Below are 17421 nucleotides of genomic sequence, written 5' to 3' on the forward strand. Positions count from 1 at the left end.
ATCATGGGTATTGATCTTCCGCTGATCTGGGCCGTGATCATCATCTTCGGCATCATGATGTACGTGGTCATGGACGGCTTCGACCTGGGCATCGGGATTCTCTTCCCGTTCATTCCGGGCAAGACCGACCGTGACGTGATGATGAACACCGTCGCGCCCGTCTGGGACGGCAACGAAACCTGGCTGGTACTGGGCGGCGCGGCGTTGTTCGGCGCCTTCCCGCTGGCCTATTCGGTGGTGCTGTCGGCGTTGTACCTGCCGCTGATCTTCATGCTGATCGGCCTGATTTTCCGCGGCGTGGCGTTCGAGTTCCGTTTCAAGGCCAAGGACGACAAGCGTCACCTGTGGGACAAGGCGTTCATCGGTGGCTCGGTGGCGGCGACGTTCTTCCAGGGCGTGGCGCTGGGGGCGTTTATCGACGGGTTGCCGGTGGTCAATCGCCAGTTTGCCGGTGGTTCACTGGACTGGCTGACGCCGTTCACGATGTTCTGCGGCCTGGCGCTGGTGATTGCCTACGCCTTGCTCGGTTGCACCTGGCTGATCATGAAGACCGAAGGCAAGTTGCAGGAGCAAATGCACAACCTGGCGCGGCCATTGGCGATCGTGGTGTTGGCGGTGATCGGTATCGTCAGTATCTGGACCCCGCTGGCCCATCCCGAGATCGCATCACGCTGGTTCACCCTGCCGAACCTGTTCTGGTTCCTGCCGGTGCCGATCCTGGTGCTGGTGACCATGTACGGCCTGATACGCGCCGTGGCTCGCAATGCGCACTACACGCCGTTCCTGTTGACGCTGGTATTGATCTTCCTCGGCTACAGCGGCTTGGGCATCAGCCTGTGGCCAAACATCGTGCCGCCGTCGATCTCGATCTGGGACGCCGCCGCACCGCCGCAAAGCCAGGGCTTCATGCTGGTGGGCACGCTGTTCATCATCCCGTTCATCCTGGGCTACACCTTCTGGAGCTACTACGTGTTCCGCGGCAAGGTCACCCATGAAGACGGTTACCACTAGTAGGAGCAAAGCTTGCTCGCGATGGCGCCACCACAGGCGCCATCCCCTTCAAGAGAGGATCGAAGACATGTCCACCAAACCCTCCCTGCACGACATTCAACGGGCCGAAAAAAAGCCGCTGTGGCAGCGGCTCGGATGGTTGGCGATGATCTGGACCGGCAGCGTCGTAGCCCTGTTTATCGTGGCCAGCCTGATGCGCATGTTCATGAATGCCGCGGGCCTGACCACCCACTGAAACACCCCGGAATTTCCCATCCCGTTGCCTCGCGGCACGGTTTTGCAACCCTCCTGATGGAGGGTTTTTTTTAGCCCGCGTTATTTGCGGGCCTTGAGAATGACGAATTTCGGCGTCGCCGCCACTTGCTCGACGCCGCGGAACAACCGCGCCAGTTTGCTGTGATAACCCAGGTGGCGATTGCCGACGATGTACAACGCGCCACCGACCACCAAGGCCTCGCGGGCTTGCTGGAACATGCGCCAGGCCAGGAAATCGCCGACCACCTGTTGCTGGTGAAACGGCGGATTGCACAGCACTACGTCCAGTGACTGTGGTTCCTGCCCGGCCAAGCCATCGCCGGCACGGACGATAACCTCCCGCTCACCCAACGCCGCGCGCCAGTTTTCGCTGGCCGATTGCACCGCCATGTACGACTCGTCCACCAGCGTGTAGTGGGCTTCAGGGTTTTGCAGGGCGCTGGCGATGGCCAATACGCCGTTACCGCAACCAAGATCCGCCACCCGCGCTGCGCCGAGGCTCTTTGGCAAATACGGCAAAAACGCCCGGGTGCCGATATCCAGCCCTTCGCGGCAGAACACGTTGGCGTGGTTGAGCAGTTCGATCGCCGGCTCGTCGAGCAAGTAGCGGGACGGGTAGGGCGAGACGGCGGGCGTCTTGAGTTCAGGCGTGGCGATCAGCAACCGCGCCTTCTTCACCGCCAACGACGCCTGTACCGGGCCGATGTAACGCTCCAGCAAATCCCCGGCTGCGCGGGGCAAGTGCTTGACCATCGCCGCCGCAATCACTTGGGCGCCCGGCGCCAGTTGACCTTGCAGACGAATCAGTTGTTCTTCCAGCAAGGCGAGGGTTTTCGGTACCCGGATCAACACCCGGTCGAACGGCCCGATGAATGTTTCATTGGCCGGCACGCTCGGTACCGCGTCGAACGCCAGGCCATTGCGGATCAGATTCTTTTCCAGCCCCTGGAACGCCAGGAACGAGTCGCTGCTACTGGTGACCCGGACCTTGCCGGCCAGGCTGGCTGCCAATGCGCCAAAACTGTCATTAAGCACCAGTACCCGCGTATCGGCGGTCGGTTGTTGCTCGGCCATATGATTGAGCAGGTATTCGTCGGCAGCATCGAAGGCTTGCAGCGGTTCGTTCTGCTGTTCGGGCTGGCGGATCAGGTCAAGTTGGGCGAAAGGTGTTTCGAGCAGGGGCATGGGGCGGGGCTCTGGAGAATCAACGGATATCCCGCGGCCCAGGGGCGATGTAGCGGGCGGAACCGACCGAGTGGACTGCGGCGTGAAGGTTCACACGTCAACACTCAGGAAGGATCGCAAATGGTACGTTTTTTTGCAGTGGATTACCCGCAGGTTTTCCCTGGGGCGAGCGGTTTCAGATAGCCCCGCTCCTTGTCGCTACAAACACCGCCGCGATCTTGTTGCAGACCCCCAGTTTCTCGATAGCCCGGTGCACGTGGAAATTCACCGTGCGCTCACTCAGGCTGAGGATTCTGGAAATTTCGTACGCGGTCTTGCCATCGGCGGACAGTCGCAACACCTCGACTTCACGGGGAGACAGGCGCGGCGTACTCGGCCTCGGTTTTTTCTTCGGCAGGGTCTTGGCGGCCAGTGCGTGCAGATGACGACCGATGAACACCGTGAAACCGAGATTTTCATACAGTTCATACGCGGTAATCGGGCAGTGGCTTCTGGCCAGGCTCAGCATGCTGTACAGGCCGCTTTCCTCGTCATGGAATGATTGCGACCAGCCGTGTTGCAGCCCTTGTTGTTGCAAGGCTTGCCACAGCGACGGCGTCTGGGAGAAGACATCTTCAGTCCATAGAATGGGCAGCATGGAATGATTGCAGTGAGCTACTACGGGGTCGATGGCGCTGAATTTGTTTTGTTCATATTGAGTGTTCCAGGCCTTTGGGAAATTGTTCCGGTTGAGGCTGCGGTCGTGAGTACCAAGCGATTTTGAAGTGATTGAAAAAGCACAGAATTTAAACCCGAGATTTTTGACGAAGTTAAGTGAAATCGGATAAGCAATGTCGATTTCTTTAGCATAGGACAGCTGCGTCAACTGTGATTCCTTCCACATTTCCATCTTCAGTTCTCCATGTATGTGTTTCTCCGGGGTGCCCATTGGATCCAAAATCCGGCACGTCACGAGTGTAGGATGAATCCTACTGAGGTGCCCTGATTTTTTCGCTCTTTATAACCGCTGCAAATGCGGGATCGGTTTATAAGGAGTGTCACGGTGGAGTAACAACTTCGAGGGAGAATCAATTGACAACTTTTTCACAAAAGCTGCTGGCTAATTAGTGTCACCGCGGCGTTTCTATTAAATAAGACTAGCTAACGAACAGTAACCATCACCTAAAGCCACTACAAACCAGCGGTGTTTAAGTCGTCTGCTTTGCGGGACACTGGCCCCACCTGTCCAATGGAGTGCCCCATGACCGCCAGTGCAGAAAAATTCACCCGCCAGACCTTGCTCGACGTCCAGCCATTGACGCCGAGCCTGTTCACGCTGCGCACCACCAGGGACCCGGGCTTTCGCTTTCGTGCGGGGCAATTCGCTCGGCTGGGGGTGACCAAACCCGATGGCAGCACGGTGTGGCGCGCCTACTCCATGGTTTCTTCACCCTACGACGAGTTTCTCGAGTTTTTTTCCATCGTCGTGCCGGGGGGCGAGTTCACCAGTGAGCTGAGCCGCCTGGCAGTGGGGGATACGTTGCTGGTCGAGCGGCAGGCCACGGGCTACCTGACCCTGGATCGTTTCGTCGATGGTCGTGACCTCTGGTTGTTGTCCACCGGCACAGGGGTGGCACCGTTCCTGTCGATCCTGCAGGATTTCGAGGTGTGGGAAAAGTTTGAACGCATCATCCTGGTCTACAGCGCGCGCGAAGGCCGGGAACTGGCCTATCAGGAGTTGATCGCGGGGTTGGCGCAACGTGACTACCTGGCGGAATACGCCCACAAGCTGCAGTTCATCCCGACTGTAACGCGCGAGCAGGTGCCTGGCGTCCTGAATGGACGGATCACCACCCTGATTGAAAATGGCGAACTGGAGCAGGCGGCGGGGCTGGAACTGACGCCCGAGCACTCGCGCGTGATGATCTGCGGCAACCCACAGATGATCGATGACACCCGCAAATTGCTCAAACTGCGCGATATGAACCTGAGCCTCAGCCGACGGCCCGGACAGGTGGCGGTGGAAAACTACTGGTAAAAAAAACGGCGCCCCGAAGGCGCCGTTTTTCAATCCAGGACAGCGTTCAAGGCCGCTCGCTCTGGTTCTGGGCCTTGAGCAGATCACGGATCTCGCTCAGCAGCTCTTCTTCCTTGGTCGGAACCGGTGGAAGGGTCGGTGCTACGGCCTCTTCGCGCTTCAGGCGGTTGATGGCCTTGACGCCCATGAAGATCGCAAACGCGACAATGATGAAGTCGATCATGCTCTGGATGAATTTGCCATAAGCCAGCATCACGGCAGGAATGTCACCATTGGCAGCCTTGAGCGTGATGGCCAGGTCACTGAAATCCACCCCGCCAATCAGCAGCCCGATGGGCGGCATGACCACATCGCCAACGAACGACGAGACGATCTTGCCGAAGGCGGCACCGATGATGATACCGACGGCCATGTCGACCACATTGCCTTTGACCGCGAAGGCCTTGAACTCGTTAAGCACGCCCATAGGTTATTTCCTTGTTACAGATGAGGTTGGTGAACGCAGTGTAATTCAGCAAAACAGCTATTGCTCGAAACACCTTCTTACAATGCTCGTTGTTATCGACCTGTCTTCTGCCAATTAGTTTGCAAAGTGCCAGCAATCGCGCGCGAAATACGCGCTAACACGATGATTTGCTACAAGAATCTATCAATCATCGCGTTGTGATCTTTCTATTTATGTTCTGCGGTTTCGGCCTCTAGCCTCTGTACAGCGCACATGGATGCGTCCTAAAAACAGAGGAACCTGATATGACTTCCACGATTGGCTTCGGGGCTTTTCCCCTACGTGCCCTGGGCGTTTTGAGCGCCAGTGTGCTGTCCTTCGCCGTCAGTGCCGCGACCCTGACCCGCGATAACGGTGCCGCCGTCGGCGACAACCAGAACTCGCAAACCGCCGGCGCCACGGGCCCGGTGCTGCTGCAAGACGTGCAACTGATCCAGAAACTCCAGCGTTTCGACCGTGAACGCATCCCTGAGCGCGTGGTGCATGCCCGTGGTACCGGCGCCCATGGCACCTTCACCGTCACGGACGACCTCAGCGATCTGACCAAGGCCAAGGTGTTCGCCGGCGGCCAGAGCACGCCAGTATTCGTGCGCTTCTCGGCGGTGGTGCATGGCAACCATTCCCCGGAAACCCTGCGCGACCCTCGCGGTTTCGCCACCAAGTTCTACACCGCGGACGGTAACTGGGACCTGGTCGGCAACAATTTCCCGACCTTCTTTATCCGGGATGCCATCAAATTCCCGGACATGGTCCATGCCTTCAAGCCCGATCCGCGTACCAACCTTGACGACGATTCGCGCCGTTTCGATTTCTTCTCCCATGTGCCGGAAGCCACTCGCACCCTGACCGAGTTGTATTCCAACTCAGGTACGCCTGCCAGTTATCGGGAAATGGACGGTAATGGTGTTCACGCCTACAAGTTGGTGAATGCCAAAGGCGACGTGCACTACGTGAAGTTTCATTGGAAAAGTTTGCAGGGCATTAAAAATCTCGATCCACAGGAAGTTACTAACGTTCAAGGTCAAGACTACAGTCATATGACTAACGATTTGGTTACTCATATAGCCAAGGGAGATTTTCCGAAGTGGGACTTGTACGTTCAAGTTTTAAATTCTAAAGATTTGTACAAGTTTGATTTTGATCCATTGGATGCAACCAAGATTTGGCCAGGCATTCCTGAGCGCAAAGTTGGACAAATGGTGTTAAACCGTAATCCGGCCAATGTATTCCAGGAAACCGAACAAGTTGCCATGGCGCCCGCCAATCTGGTTCCCGGTATCGAACCTTCGGAAGATCGTTTGTTACAGGGCCGCGTGTTCTCTTATGCCGATACGCAGATGTATCGCCTGGGCGCCAATGCCCTGCAACTGCCAATCAATGCGCCCAAGGTTGCGGTCAATAACGGTAATCAGGATGGCGCCATGAACAGCGGTGCCAGCAGCACCGGCGTGAATTACCAGCCAAGCCGTTTGCTGCCCCGTGAGGAGCCGCAAACCGCACGCTACAGCCAGTCGGCGCTGTCAGGCAGCACCCAGCAGACGAAGATCCAGCACGAGCAGAACTTCAAGCAGGCCGGCGATCTGTATCGCTCGTTCAGCCCGAAGGAGCGCCAGGACCTGATCGACAACTTCGGCGGCTCGCTGGCCAGCACCGACGACGAGAGCAAGCACATCATGCTGTCGTTCCTTTATAAGGCCGACCCGGAATACGGCACCGGCGTGACCAAGGTGGCCAAGGGTGACCTGGCCCGGGTCAAGGCACTGGCGGCCAAACTGGTCGACTGATCGTTTGCCTGAAAAAGCGGGGCCTCATTCGAGGTCCCGTCAGACCAAGGAGCCTGGCCATGCGTTTCTATCTATCTGTGTTTCTGGCAGCCCTCTCGTTCAGTGTGTTTGCCGAACCGGCAGCGGACGTCCCACAAGACCCCGCCGCGCTGAAAACCCAATTGCAGGATTATTACTTCGATGCCGCCCGCCGTGGCGATGTGCCGATGCTCGACACCTTCATCGAGGCCGGTTACTCCCTCGATACCCGCGACAGCAAGGGTTATACCGCGTTGATTCTGGCGGCCTATCACGGCCAGAGTGCCGCGGTGGACCGTCTGCTCGCCGCCGGCGCCGATGCCTGCGCCCAGGATCAGCGGGGCAACACAGCGCTGATGGGTGCCATTTTCAAGGGCGAGGTACAGATCGCCCGAACCCTGTTGGCGGCCAATTGCAGCCCCGACCAACGTAACGGTGCCGGGCAGACCGCGGCGATGTATGCCGGGTTGTTCCACCGTGTCGAGTTGCTGGATGCGCTCAAGGCCAAGGGCGCCGACCTGAATGCCGAGGATCCGCTGGGCAATAGCGCCGCGCGTCTGGCCAGCGGTGAAATCCGCAACGCGGTGCCGCGCTGATCCGCTCCAGCTGAGCTATCATCGCGGTTTTTGCCGGGAGTTCAGATGGCCAAGGCCAAGCGCATGTACGGCTGCACCGAGTGCGGCTCCACCTTCCCCAAGTGGGCCGGCCAGTGCGGCGAGTGCGGGGCCTGGAACACGCTGACCGAAACCATGGTCGAGAGCGGCGGCGCTGCGGTCCCCAGCGGTCGCACCGGTTGGACCGGCCAACAGGCCCAGATCAAGACCCTGGCCGAAGTCAGTGTCGAAGAGATTCCGCGTTTTTCCACGGCCTCCAGTGAACTTGATCGCGTGCTGGGCGGTGGCCTGGTGGACGGCTCGGTGGTGTTGATCGGCGGTGACCCCGGCATCGGCAAATCGACCATTTTGTTGCAAACCTTGTGCAACCTCGCCAAGAGCATGCCGGCGCTGTACGTCACCGGTGAAGAATCCCAGCAACAAGTGGCCATGCGCGCCCGTCGTCTTGGTTTACCCCAGGACAAACTGCGGGTGATGACCGAAACCTGCATCGAAACCATCATCGCCACGGCCCGGCTGGAAAAGCCCAAGGTCATGGTGATCGATTCGATCCAGACGATTTTCACCGAGCAACTGCAATCGGCACCCGGCGGCGTGTCCCAGGTGCGCGAAAGTGCGGCACTGCTGGTGCGTTATGCCAAGCAGAGCGGCACGGCGATTTTCCTGGTGGGCCATGTGACCAAGGAAGGCGCATTGGCCGGCCCGCGTGTTCTGGAGCACATGGTCGACACCGTGCTGTATTTCGAAGGCGAGTCCGATGGCCGTTTGCGTCTGCTGCGGGCGGTTAAAAACCGTTTCGGCGCGGTGAATGAACTGGGTGTGTTCGGCATGACCGACAAGGGCCTGAAAGAAGTCTCCAACCCTTCGGCGATTTTTCTCACCCGTGCTCAGGAAGAAGTCCCGGGCAGTGTGGTCATGGCGACGTGGGAAGGCACCCGGCCGATGTTGGTCGAAGTGCAAGCGCTGGTGGATGACAGTCATTTGGCCAACCCGCGACGGGTCACGCTGGGGCTGGATCAGAATCGGCTGGCCATGTTGCTGGCGGTGCTGCACCGACATGGCGGCATTCCGACCCACGATCAGGATGTGTTTCTCAACGTGGTCGGCGGGGTGAAAGTGCTGGAGACCGCCTCTGACCTGGCGCTGATGGCAGCGGTGATGTCGAGCCTGCGCAACCGGCCGCTGCCCCATGATTTGCTGGTGTTTGGCGAAGTCGGCTTGTCCGGTGAAGTGCGTCCGGTACCGAGTGGTCAGGAGCGTCTGAAGGAAGCGGCCAAGCACGGCTTCAAGCGCGCCATCGTGCCCAAGGGTAATGCGCCGAAAGAAGCGCCGCCGGGGTTGCAGATCATTGCGGTTACCCGGCTGGAGCAGGCCCTCGACGCTTTGTTCGAATAACTTGCCCCCATTGCCTGCAACATAATCTGTAGCAGCTGGCGAAGCCTACGTTCGGCTGCGAAGCAGACGCAAAACCTGAGTGAGAGATTTTCCTGAAACACCGAGTCGCCTGACTTCACGACTGCTGCGCAGCCGAACGCGGGCTTCGCCAGCTGCTACAAGGGGCGTAGGTCATTAAACCTCGATCAGGGCACCCAGTTCGCGTTCCAATTCCTCGGGATCGCCCAGGTTGAACTCGATCAAGCGCCGCAAACGCTCGATGGATTCCAGGCTGATGTGTTTGCAGACGAAGCCGAGCTGACCGTGGTCATCGTGGGTCAGCATCACATCCATCTTGATCTCGACGTCTGTATTCAGATGAATATCGAGCAGGAAATGCCAATCCGGATTGCCCAGCCACGGCTCGGGCTTTTCGATCAGCGCCCCCTTGAGCGACAGGTCGATCAGCTTCACCGGCCAGGTGAGTTCGCCCTGGCTCAGCTCGGTTCGGGCGTCGAACGCAAAACGTTTGAAGCGGCGGCGATCTGCAGGGTGCTCGCTCATGGCGCAATCCTCGTGAAGGTTGGCTGACTATAGACCCGCATCGACAAAGGCTGCCAGCACAGTGATGGCGCTCGACCAAGGTCGGACTATGGTCTTTGTCGCCAGTAGAGCTAAACTCGGGGTGGCTGTCTTTCTTGTCCACCCTGGCTGGAATATAAAAATGAAAAATAATAATAGCCTGCTACGCCATCTACCCTGGCTGCTGCTGGCAATCGTAGGAGCGTGCGCCCTTGGCGTAGTGGCATTGCGTCGAGGCGAGGCGATCAACGCCTTGTGGATTGTGGTCGCGGCCGTGGCCATTTATCTGGTTGCCTATCGTTACTACAGTCTGTTTATCGCAAACAATGTGATGCAGCTCGACCCGCGCCGGGCCACCCCCGCCGTGCTTAACAATGATGGCCTGGACTACGTCCCGACCAACAAACACATCCTCTTCGGTCACCACTTCGCGGCCATTGCTGGCGCGGGGCCTTTGGTCGGTCCGGTGTTGGCAGCGCAGATGGGCTACCTGCCCGGTACGCTGTGGCTGATTGCCGGCGTGGTGCTGGCCGGTGCGGTGCAGGATTTCATGATCCTGTTCCTCTCCACCCGCCGTAACGGTCGCTCGCTGGGCGATATGGTCCGTGAAGAAATGGGCCGCATCCCCGGGACCATCGCGCTGTTTGGCTGCTTCCTGATCATGATCATCATCCTCGCGGTGCTGGCGCTGATCGTGGTCAAAGCCCTGGCCGAAAGCCCATGGGGCATTTTCACGGTGATGGCGACCATCCCGATCGCGATGTTCATGGGCATTTACATGCGCTACATCCGCCCGGGCCGCATCGGTGAAATCTCCGTGGTCGGCGTGTTGCTGCTGCTGGGTTCGATCTGGCTGGGCGGGCAGATTGCCGCCGATCCAGTGTGGGCCAAGGCATTCAGCTTCACTGGCGTGCAGATTACCTGGATGCTGGTCGGTTACGGTTTCGTGGCCGCCTCGTTACCGGTCTGGCTGATTCTGGCACCGCGTGACTACCTGTCGACGTTCCTGAAAATCGGCACCATCATTGCCTTGGCGATCGGCATTCTGGTCACCATGCCCGAGCTGAAAATGCCGGCATTGACGCAGTTTATCGACGGCACCGGGCCGGTGTGGAAGGGCGGGTTATTCCCGTTCCTGTTTATCACCATTGCCTGTGGCGCGGTCTCGGGTTTCCACGCGCTGATCTCTTCCGGCACCACGCCGAAGCTGCTGGATAACGAAGTCAATGCCCGCTACATCGGCTACGGCGCGATGTTGATGGAATCCTTCGTCGCGATCATGGCCATGGTTGCCGCCTCGGTGATCGAGCCGGGCGTGTACTTCGCCATGAACAGCCCGGCGGCAGTCGTCGGCGGTGACGTGGTGGCCGTGGCGCAAACCGTCAGCAGCTGGGGCTTTGCCATTACCCCGGAAGCGCTGCAAGCGGTGGCCCATGACATTGGTGAAACCACCATCCTCGCCCGCGCTGGCGGCGCCCCGACCCTGGCGGTCGGCATCGCGCAGATCCTGCACAGCGTGTTGCCGGGTGAAAACACCATGGCGTTCTGGTACCACTTCGCGATCCTGTTTGAAGCGCTGTTCATCCTGACCGCCGTGGACGCCGGTACCCGTGCCGGACGCTTCATGCTTCAGGATTTGCTCGGTTCCTTTGTGCCGTCGCTCAAACGCACGGAATCCTGGACCGCCAACCTGATCGCCACCGCCGGTTGTGTGGCGATGTGGGGCTGGTTGCTGTACCAGGGCGTGATCGATCCACTCGGCGGGATCAACACCTTGTGGCCGCTGTTCGGCATCTCCAACCAGATGCTCGCCGGCATCGCGCTGATGCTTGCCACGGTTGTGCTGATCAAAATGAAACGCCAACGCTACATCTGGGTGACCTTGCTGCCCGCCGCGTGGTTGCTGATCTGCACCACCACTGCCGGTTTCATCAAGCTGTTCGACGCCAACCCGGCGATCGGCTTCCTGTCCCTGGCGAAAAAATACAGCGATGCCTTGGCTAACGGCCAGATCCTCGCCCCGGCCAAGGACATTACGCAGATGCAACACGTGATCTTCAACGCCTACACCAACGCAACACTGACGGCGCTGTTCCTGTTTGTGGTGTTCAGCATCCTGTTCTATGCGCTCAAGGTCGGGATTTCCGCCTGGGGTACCAAAGAACGTACGGATAAAGAAGCGCCCTTCCAGGCTGTGCCGGACGCGTAAACGAGGATTGCAAACATGTTCAATGACCTGAGTCGCCTCGGTAAATACCTCGGTCAGGCCGCGCGCCTGATGGTCGGCATGCCCGACTACGACAACTACGTCGAGCATATGCAAACCAAGCACCCGGACAAACCGATGATGAGCTACGAGATGTTCTTCCGGGAACGTCAGGAAGCGCGTTACGGTGGCAAGGGTGGGCCGAAGTGCTGTTGAGGCACGCGGTCTAGGCAACACCGCGCTGTAGGAGCATGGCCTGCCCGCGATGGCGATCTTTCGGACGCCATCGCGGGCAAGCCTTGCTCCTACGGTTTTTTTTTGCGTCCGGGAGACCTTATTTTGTTAGCCCCTATCCCTGTCACGATCCTCAGCGGCTTCCTCGGCGCGGGTAAAACCACACTGCTGCGCCACCTGCTCAAAGCCGAGCACGGCCTGAAAATCGCCGTGATCGAAAACGAATTCAGCGACGCCGGCATCGACACCCAACTGTTGGGCGACGAGCCGGTGCAAGTGATGACGCTGTCCAACGGCTGCGTCTGCTGCACCATTCACACCGACCTGACCAAGGCCCTCTATCTGCTGCTCGAACGCCTGGACAGCGGTGAAATCGCCTTCGATCGCCTGGTGATCGAATGCACCGGCCTGGCCGACCCGGCCCCGGTGGCGCAAACCTTCTTCATCGATGAAGAACTGCGCGAACGCTACATTCTCGACGGCATCATCACGTTAGTGGACGCGGCGCATGCCGAGACCCACCTGACCCAGACCATCGCCCAGGCGCAAATCGGTTTCGCCGACCGTTTGCTGGTGAGCAAGCGTGATCTGGTGGATGAGCCGACCTTCACCGCGTTGAGTGAGCGCCTGACCCGCATCAACCGTCGCGCCCCGATCCGCGTGGTCGAGCACGGCAAGATCGACCTGGCGCAATTGCTCGATGTACGCGGTTTCAATCTGAATGCCGACCTCGGCGGCGGCGTGAGTTTGCGGCCGGTGAGCAAGGCGCCGTCCATCGACCGGATTTCCAGCCTCGTGCTGCGTACCGATCAGCCGCTGGATCTCGACAAGCTCAGCGAGTTCATGAACGAACTGCTTGAAGACCACGGCAAGCAACTGCTGCGCTACAAGGGGGTGTTGAACATCGTCGGCGAGCCACGGCGCATGGTGTTTCAGGGCGTGCTGAAGTTGTACGGTTTCGACTGGGACACCGAGTGGGCGGAGGGCGAGGCGCGGGAAAGTGTGATTGTGTTTATTGCCGATGATTTGCCGGAAGAGAAGATTCGCGAAGGGTTTGCGCGGGTGGCGGCTGTTTGAAGCATTTTCGGCGACTGTTATGACGCCTTCGCGGGCAAGGCTCGCTCCTACAGAGTTTCGGTGGATCGCGATGATTCACATGACTCAAATCCCGTAGGAGCGAGGCTTGCCCGCGAAAGCGATCTAACCGGCGACACGATTCCGATTGATTGAAGATCCAGCGTTTAGCAAAGCCTCCTCCAGATAATCCAGATGTCGGCTCAGCACGGTCACCGCCATAACCGCGTCTTTTCGCTCCACCGCCTCCAGAATGGCCTGATGCACTTGCCACACGCAATATCCCTCCCGCTCAGCCTCAAACTGCGCAATCGCCAGCGAAGTCAGCCGCACCAGACTGCCAAGAAAATGCGCCAACGGTGCATTCCCCGCCATTTTCGCCAACTGCAAATGAAACTCCCCCGATAAGCGGATTGCTGCTCCACTCTCGGTACAGTTGCGCTCGCTTTCGATCAAGTCTCGCAGCGGTTGCAAGTCTTGCGGGCCGGTTTGCTGGCAGGCCAGTCGCACCAAAGTAGTTTCGGTCAGGCGCCGGGCATGCAGCATCTGCCGGGTCTGCTCGCTGTCGAGCGCGGCGACACGGGGCCGATGGTTGGCCCGCAGGACGATGACCTGCTGATGGGACAATTGCGTCAGCACACCGCGAATATCACTGCGCCGGGCGCTGAACATCTGCGCCAGGCTTTCTTCGGTGAAGCGGCTGGCCGTATCAATACGCTGTTCGAGAATCGCGTCGAAGATCCGCGCATAGAGATCATCCGCCCGCTGGGGAAAGGGCAGGGCGCTGAGGGTTGGCGCTGGGGCGAAGCTGTTCATGGCCTGTCTCCAGTTCGAAGCAGTTCAACTGCCGAGGTGGTCGTCCGGAATATTCAGTTCGATGCCCATCCGTTGGCCTTCACGGAGGATGTGCCGCCGCATCTCGGCGCTGGCCTGGGCGCTGTTCTTGCTGCGGATCGCCCGCACCACCGCTTCGTTTTCTTCCAGGCGTTCGGCCAAATGCTCCGGCGAATTGCGCAGCACTTCGGCGCTTTGCTTGAGGGCGTTGCTGGTCTGCTGCACCACGCTCTGGAAGATCGGGTTCGAGGTCAGGGTGAACAGTTCTTCGTGGAACGCGATGTAGGCGTTGACCCCGGCTTCACTGTCGTTGGCCTCCAGGGCTTCGCGCATGTCCATCAGGGTCAGGCGCAGTTGCCCGACTTCCTTGCTGCTGATCGATTGCGCCACCAGTCCGACGATGAACGGCTCGAGGGTGTAGCGCAGTTGCAGCACGTCCTCCAGGCTGGCGCCGGCCACCGCACTGTCGTGGCGTTGGCTGTCGCTGAGGTTGGCTTCCAGCACCACCACGCCTTTGCCCGGCATTGAGCGCACCAGGCCGAGGGTTTCGAGGACGATGACGGCTTCGCGCAGGCTCGGGCGGCTGATGCCCAGTTGTTCGGCCAGTTCACGCTGGCCCGGCAGCATTTCGCCGGAGCGCCACTGACCCCGGGCCAGCGCGGCCCGAAGTTTTTCTACGACTGAATTGACGACCGTTGAAGTGGTAATCACTGTTCGCTCCATGGATAAGGCTTGGGAGTCTGCCCCGTGGCAGGCTCCCGCATGATTCAGAATTCCTGTTGATGCGCCGGCGCCACCGGTTTTCTCGGCTGGAAGGTATACCCCACCTGGCCGGAAAGCACCTTGTTCGCCCGTTGCACATCGATGTCTTTTTCCCAGCGGGCGATGGCCACGGTGGCGACGCAGTTGCCGATCAGGTTGGTCAGCGCCCGGCCGATGCCCATGAACCAGTCCACCGCTAGCACCAGCACCAGGCCGACCACCGGAATCGCCGGGATCGCGGTCAGGGTCGCCGCCAGAATCACCAGCGCCGAGCCCGGAATGCCGTGGGCACCTTTGGAGGTGATCAGCGACACCAGCAGAATCGTCAGCAAGTCGGTCATGGCCAGCGGCGTGCCGGTGGCGTTGGCAATGAAGACGATGGCCAGGGTCAGGTAAATCGAGAAACCGTCGAGGTTGAACGAGTAACCGGTTGGAATCACCAGCCCGACTGTGGAACTGCCGATGCCCAGGTGTTCCAGTTTGCGCATGATTTGCGGCAACACGGCGTCGGACGAAGCGGTGCCCATGACGATCAACAGTTCTTCACGCAGGTACTTGAGCAACGGCCACATCCGCAGGCCGGACAGGCGCATCACCAGGCCGAGGATCAGCGACACGAACGCGGCGCAGGTCAGGTAGAACAGGCCGACCAGGCTGCCCAAGTGTTGCAGCGAATCCAGGCCATATTTGCTGGTGGTGAAGGCGATGGCGCCGAACACGCCGATCGGCGCCAGGCGCACGATCATGCCCATGATGCGAAAGATCACGTGGCTGAGTTCGTTGATCAGCCGCGAGATGCCCGAGGCCGCTTCACCGACCAGGTTCAATGCACTGCCGAACAGCACCGAAAACAGCAGCACTTGCAGGATGTTGTTATCGGCGAAAGCACCGATCACCGAGGTCGGGATCAGGTCCATCAAGAACTGGGTGGTGGTGTGCATCTGCTGGCCGCGCTGGGCCAGATCGCCCATGTCGGCTTTGGCCAGTTGATCCAGATGAATGTTCGCGCCGCTGCCAATCCCGGTGCTGAAAGCGAACACCAGGCCAATTACCAGAGCGATGGTGGTCAGCACTTCGAAGTAGATGACCGACTTGAGGCCGATGCGCCCGACCTTCTTCAGATCGCCCGCGCCGCTGATGCCGCTGACCACCACGCAGAACACGATGAGGCCGATGAGCATCTTGATCAGTTTGATGAAACCGTCGCCCAGGGGTTTGAGCTGTGCGGAGTATTCGGGAAGGGTCAGCCCGCAGACGATGCCGAGCACCAGTCCGAGAACCACTTGGAGGAAGATTGAACGCGAGCACCATCTGAGCATGGGAGGAATCCTGGTCAGTGTCCTGGCTGCCGTGCGCTGAGCGCATCAGATTCAGGACTTAATTATTGTGGTCTTACCGGTATGTCCAGTGCAGGCGCAGTCTAGGCGCTGTTTTTGCCGGATCGCAAGTGAAAATTCATCGATTGGCATGACCGGTCTTACCAGTTGCGCGCAATGCCCCGACCTTGAGCCTTTTCCCGGTTTTAAAAAATGCAGGCGAAAAAAAACCGGCCATCACTGACCGGTTTTTTTAGTGCTGCGGTTTAGCGGGGCAATTAAGCGCCGTATACCGGCAGTTTCTTGCAGATGGTCTTGACCTTCTCACGAACGGCGTCGATCACCGCTTCGTTGTTCAGGTCGGCCAGGATGTCGCAGATCCAGCCGGCCAGCTCTTTGCACTCTGCTTCTTTGAAGCCACGAGTGGTCACAGCCGGGGTACCGAAGCGCAGACCGGAGGTCACGAACGGCGAGCGTGGATCGTTTGGCACGGAGTTCTTGTTCACGGTGATGAACGCCTTGCCCAGAGCGGCGTCGGCGTCTTTACCGGAGATATCCTGCTTGATCAGCGACAGCAGGAACAGGTGGTTTTCAGTACCGCCCGACACCACGTCGAAGCCGCGCTCGATGAACACGCCGGCCATGGCCTTGGCGTTTTTCACCACTTGTTGCTGGTAAGTCTTGAACTCAGGCTGCAACGCTTCCTTGAAGCAGATCGCTTTGGCGGCGATCACGTGCTCCAGCGGGCCACCCTGGGCGCCCGGGAATACGGCGGAGTTCAGCTTCTTCTCGATGTCGGCGTTGGCGCGAGCCAGGATCAGGCCGCCACGTGGACCGCGCAGGGTCTTGTGGGTGGTGGTGGTCACGACGTCAGCGAATGGCACCGGGTTCGGGTAGACGCCAGCGGCGACCAGACCGGCCACGTGGGCCATGTCGACGAACAGGTAGGCGCCAACCTTGTCAGCGATTTCACGGAAGCGCGGGAAGTCCAGAATCTGCGAGTAGGCGGAGAAACCGGCCACGATCATTTTTGGCTGGTGCTCGACGGCCAGGCGCTCGACTTCGTCGTAGTCGATCAGGCCGTTGGCATCGATACCGTACTGAACGGCGTTGTACAGCTTGCCGGAGGAGGAAACGCTGGCGCCGTGGGTCAGGTGACCGCCGTGGGCCAGGCTCATGCCCAGGATGGTGTCACCGGCTTGCAGCAGGGCCAGGTAAACGGCGCTGTTGGCTTGGGAACCGGCGTGCGGCTGAACGTTGGCGTAATCGGCGCCGAACAGTTCTTTTGCTCGATCAATTGCAAGCTGCTCAACCACGTCGACGAACTCGCAACCACCGTAGTAGCGCTTGCCCGGGTAGCCTTCGGCGTACTTGTTGGTCAGTACCGAGCCTTGAGCTTCCATCACCGCAGGGCTGGTGTAGTTCTCCGAAGCGATCAGCTCAATGTGTTCTTCCTGGCGCTGAGCTTCTTGCTCCATGGCGGCAAAGAGATCGGCGTCGTACTTGGCAATAGTCAAATCACGGCTGAACATGGCGGTCCTCAAGGATCGGGGCAGAAAAGGGGGGCATTCTAACCCAATGGGTTTTAGATGGCATATGAAAGGACATCATGTCGCAGACAAGTGGGCTTCATGACGGGATCAGCGGTGT

17 protein-coding genes are annotated in these 17421 nt (G+C 59.3%); 9 read left to right on the forward strand and 8 right to left on the reverse strand.

Features of this window, described 5'->3' with window-relative positions; genetic code table 11:
* Window positions 1-3: 3 nt before the first annotated feature.
* The gene (gene cydB, locus HKK52_RS24925; RefSeq protein WP_169372975.1) at window positions 4-1011 is read left to right on the forward strand and encodes a cytochrome d ubiquinol oxidase subunit II; all 1008 of its coding nucleotides are present in this window, start codon (window positions 4-6) and stop codon (window positions 1009-1011) included.
* Window positions 1012-1078: 67 nt separating this feature from the next.
* A complete protein-coding gene (locus HKK52_RS24930) occupies window positions 1079-1246 on the forward strand; it encodes a DUF2474 domain-containing protein (RefSeq protein WP_169372976.1) in 168 nt (55 codons plus the stop codon).
* An 80-nt stretch (window positions 1247-1326) separates the two neighbouring features.
* Here HKK52_RS24930 and HKK52_RS24935 read toward each other — a convergent pair whose 3' ends face one another.
* Both HKK52_RS24935 and HKK52_RS24940 read right to left on the reverse strand, forming a co-directional pair.
* Window positions 1327-2451, reverse strand: a complete 1125-nt coding sequence (locus tag HKK52_RS24935) for a methyltransferase (protein ID WP_169372977.1) — start codon at window positions 2449-2451, stop codon at window positions 1327-1329.
* A 175-nt stretch (window positions 2452-2626) separates the two neighbouring features.
* Window positions 2627-3340 carry an autoinducer binding domain-containing protein gene (locus HKK52_RS24940; RefSeq protein ID WP_169372978.1) on the reverse strand — a complete coding sequence of 238 codons (714 nt, stop codon included), beginning with the start codon at window positions 3338-3340 and terminating at the stop codon, window positions 2627-2629.
* Window positions 3341-3691: 351 nt separating this feature from the next.
* Between HKK52_RS24940 and HKK52_RS24945 the strand changes: the two genes are divergently transcribed.
* On the forward strand, window positions 3692-4468 hold the full coding sequence (locus HKK52_RS24945) for a ferredoxin--NADP reductase (RefSeq protein WP_169372979.1): 777 nt from the start codon (window positions 3692-3694) through the stop codon (window positions 4466-4468).
* A 46-nt stretch (window positions 4469-4514) separates the two neighbouring features.
* Here HKK52_RS24945 and mscL read toward each other — a convergent pair whose 3' ends face one another.
* Window positions 4515-4934 carry a large-conductance mechanosensitive channel protein MscL gene (gene mscL, locus HKK52_RS24950; RefSeq protein WP_169372980.1) on the reverse strand — a complete coding sequence of 140 codons (420 nt, stop codon included), beginning with the start codon at window positions 4932-4934 and terminating at the stop codon, window positions 4515-4517.
* A 284-nt stretch (window positions 4935-5218) separates the two neighbouring features.
* Between mscL and HKK52_RS24955 the strand changes: the two genes are divergently transcribed.
* From HKK52_RS24955 to radA, 3 genes are read left to right on the forward strand one after another with little or no spacing between them, the layout of a single operon-like run.
* Window positions 5219-6757 (forward strand): catalase, encoded by a 1539-nt coding sequence (locus tag HKK52_RS24955; protein WP_169372981.1) that lies wholly within the window; start codon window positions 5219-5221, stop codon window positions 6755-6757.
* Between the two features lie 59 nt (window positions 6758-6816).
* Window positions 6817-7371 carry an ankyrin repeat domain-containing protein gene (locus HKK52_RS24960; RefSeq protein WP_169372982.1) on the forward strand — a complete coding sequence of 185 codons (555 nt, stop codon included), beginning with the start codon at window positions 6817-6819 and terminating at the stop codon, window positions 7369-7371.
* A gap of 45 nt (window positions 7372-7416) precedes the next feature.
* Complete coding sequence (radA, locus tag HKK52_RS24965; RefSeq protein ID WP_169372983.1) at window positions 7417-8784, forward strand: DNA repair protein RadA; 1368 nt, start codon at window positions 7417-7419, stop codon at window positions 8782-8784.
* Window positions 8785-8958: 174 nt separating this feature from the next.
* On the opposite strand, the gene HKK52_RS24970 is transcribed toward radA, so the two are convergent.
* Entirely contained in the window at window positions 8959-9327 is a 369-nt protein-coding gene (locus HKK52_RS24970) for a PilZ domain-containing protein (RefSeq protein WP_169372984.1), read from the reverse strand.
* 160 nt (window positions 9328-9487) lie between these two features.
* Between HKK52_RS24970 and HKK52_RS24975 the strand changes: the two genes are divergently transcribed.
* From HKK52_RS24975 to yjiA, 3 genes are all read left to right on the forward strand, one after another.
* The gene (locus tag HKK52_RS24975; protein ID WP_169372985.1) at window positions 9488-11554 is read left to right on the forward strand and encodes a carbon starvation CstA family protein; all 2067 of its coding nucleotides are present in this window, start codon (window positions 9488-9490) and stop codon (window positions 11552-11554) included.
* A 15-nt stretch (window positions 11555-11569) separates the two neighbouring features.
* Window positions 11570-11767: a YbdD/YjiX family protein gene (locus tag HKK52_RS24980; RefSeq protein WP_010467494.1), complete on the forward strand. Its 198-nt coding sequence runs from the start codon at window positions 11570-11572 to the stop codon at window positions 11765-11767.
* 102 nt (window positions 11768-11869) lie between these two features.
* Window positions 11870-12862 carry a GTPase gene (gene yjiA, locus HKK52_RS24985; protein WP_442962272.1) on the forward strand — a complete coding sequence of 331 codons (993 nt, stop codon included), beginning with the start codon at window positions 11870-11872 and terminating at the stop codon, window positions 12860-12862.
* A 123-nt stretch (window positions 12863-12985) separates the two neighbouring features.
* On the opposite strand, the gene HKK52_RS24990 is transcribed toward yjiA, so the two are convergent.
* From HKK52_RS24990 to glyA, 4 genes are all read right to left on the reverse strand, one after another.
* The gene (locus tag HKK52_RS24990) at window positions 12986-13675 is read right to left on the reverse strand and encodes a GntR family transcriptional regulator (protein ID WP_169372987.1); all 690 of its coding nucleotides are present in this window, start codon (window positions 13673-13675) and stop codon (window positions 12986-12988) included.
* Window positions 13676-13699: 24 nt separating this feature from the next.
* Window positions 13700-14404, reverse strand: coding sequence for a FadR/GntR family transcriptional regulator (locus HKK52_RS24995; protein WP_169372988.1), 705 nt, complete (start codon window positions 14402-14404; stop codon window positions 13700-13702).
* 56 nt (window positions 14405-14460) lie between these two features.
* Window positions 14461-15774 carry a C4-dicarboxylate transporter DctA gene (locus HKK52_RS25000; RefSeq protein WP_123509174.1) on the reverse strand — a complete coding sequence of 438 codons (1314 nt, stop codon included), beginning with the start codon at window positions 15772-15774 and terminating at the stop codon, window positions 14461-14463.
* Between the two features lie 275 nt (window positions 15775-16049).
* Window positions 16050-17303, reverse strand: coding sequence for a serine hydroxymethyltransferase (glyA, locus tag HKK52_RS25005; protein ID WP_169372989.1), 1254 nt, complete (start codon window positions 17301-17303; stop codon window positions 16050-16052).
* Window positions 17304-17421 lie beyond the last annotated feature (118 nt).

The sequence above is a fragment of the Pseudomonas sp. ADAK2 genome, from assembly GCF_012935755.1.
GTDB lineage: Bacteria > Pseudomonadota > Gammaproteobacteria > Pseudomonadales > Pseudomonadaceae > Aquipseudomonas.

Bases quoted from the DNA above. Each gene is read 5' to 3' on its own strand.
- HKK52_RS24955 (WP_169372981.1), top strand. From the start codon at position 5,219: ATGACTTCCACGATTGGCTTCGGGGCTTTTCCCCTACGTGCCCTGGGC.
- glyA (WP_169372989.1), bottom strand. From the start codon at position 17,303: ATGTTCAGCCGTGATTTGACTATTGCCAAGTACGACGCCGATCTCTTT.
- HKK52_RS24960 (WP_169372982.1), top strand. From the start codon at position 6,817: ATGCGTTTCTATCTATCTGTGTTTCTGGCAGCCCTCTCGTTCAGTGTG.
- mscL (WP_169372980.1), bottom strand. From the start codon at position 4,934: ATGGGCGTGCTTAACGAGTTCAAGGCCTTCGCGGTCAAAGGCAATGTG.
- HKK52_RS25000 (WP_123509174.1), bottom strand. From the start codon at position 15,774: ATGCTCAGATGGTGCTCGCGTTCAATCTTCCTCCAAGTGGTTCTCGGA.
- HKK52_RS24970 (WP_169372984.1), bottom strand. From the start codon at position 9,327: ATGAGCGAGCACCCTGCAGATCGCCGCCGCTTCAAACGTTTTGCGTTC.
- HKK52_RS24990 (WP_169372987.1), bottom strand. From the start codon at position 13,675: ATGAACAGCTTCGCCCCAGCGCCAACCCTCAGCGCCCTGCCCTTTCCC.
- HKK52_RS24980 (WP_010467494.1), top strand. From the start codon at position 11,570: ATGTTCAATGACCTGAGTCGCCTCGGTAAATACCTCGGTCAGGCCGCG.
- HKK52_RS24975 (WP_169372985.1), top strand. From the start codon at position 9,488: ATGAAAAATAATAATAGCCTGCTACGCCATCTACCCTGGCTGCTGCTG.
- radA (WP_169372983.1), top strand. From the start codon at position 7,417: ATGGCCAAGGCCAAGCGCATGTACGGCTGCACCGAGTGCGGCTCCACC.
- HKK52_RS24935 (WP_169372977.1), bottom strand. From the start codon at position 2,451: ATGCCCCTGCTCGAAACACCTTTCGCCCAACTTGACCTGATCCGCCAG.
- HKK52_RS24930 (WP_169372976.1), top strand. From the start codon at position 1,079: ATGTCCACCAAACCCTCCCTGCACGACATTCAACGGGCCGAAAAAAAG.
- HKK52_RS24940 (WP_169372978.1), bottom strand. From the start codon at position 3,340: ATGGAAATGTGGAAGGAATCACAGTTGACGCAGCTGTCCTATGCTAAA.
- cydB (WP_169372975.1), top strand. From the start codon at position 4: ATGGGTATTGATCTTCCGCTGATCTGGGCCGTGATCATCATCTTCGGC.
- HKK52_RS24945 (WP_169372979.1), top strand. From the start codon at position 3,692: ATGACCGCCAGTGCAGAAAAATTCACCCGCCAGACCTTGCTCGACGTC.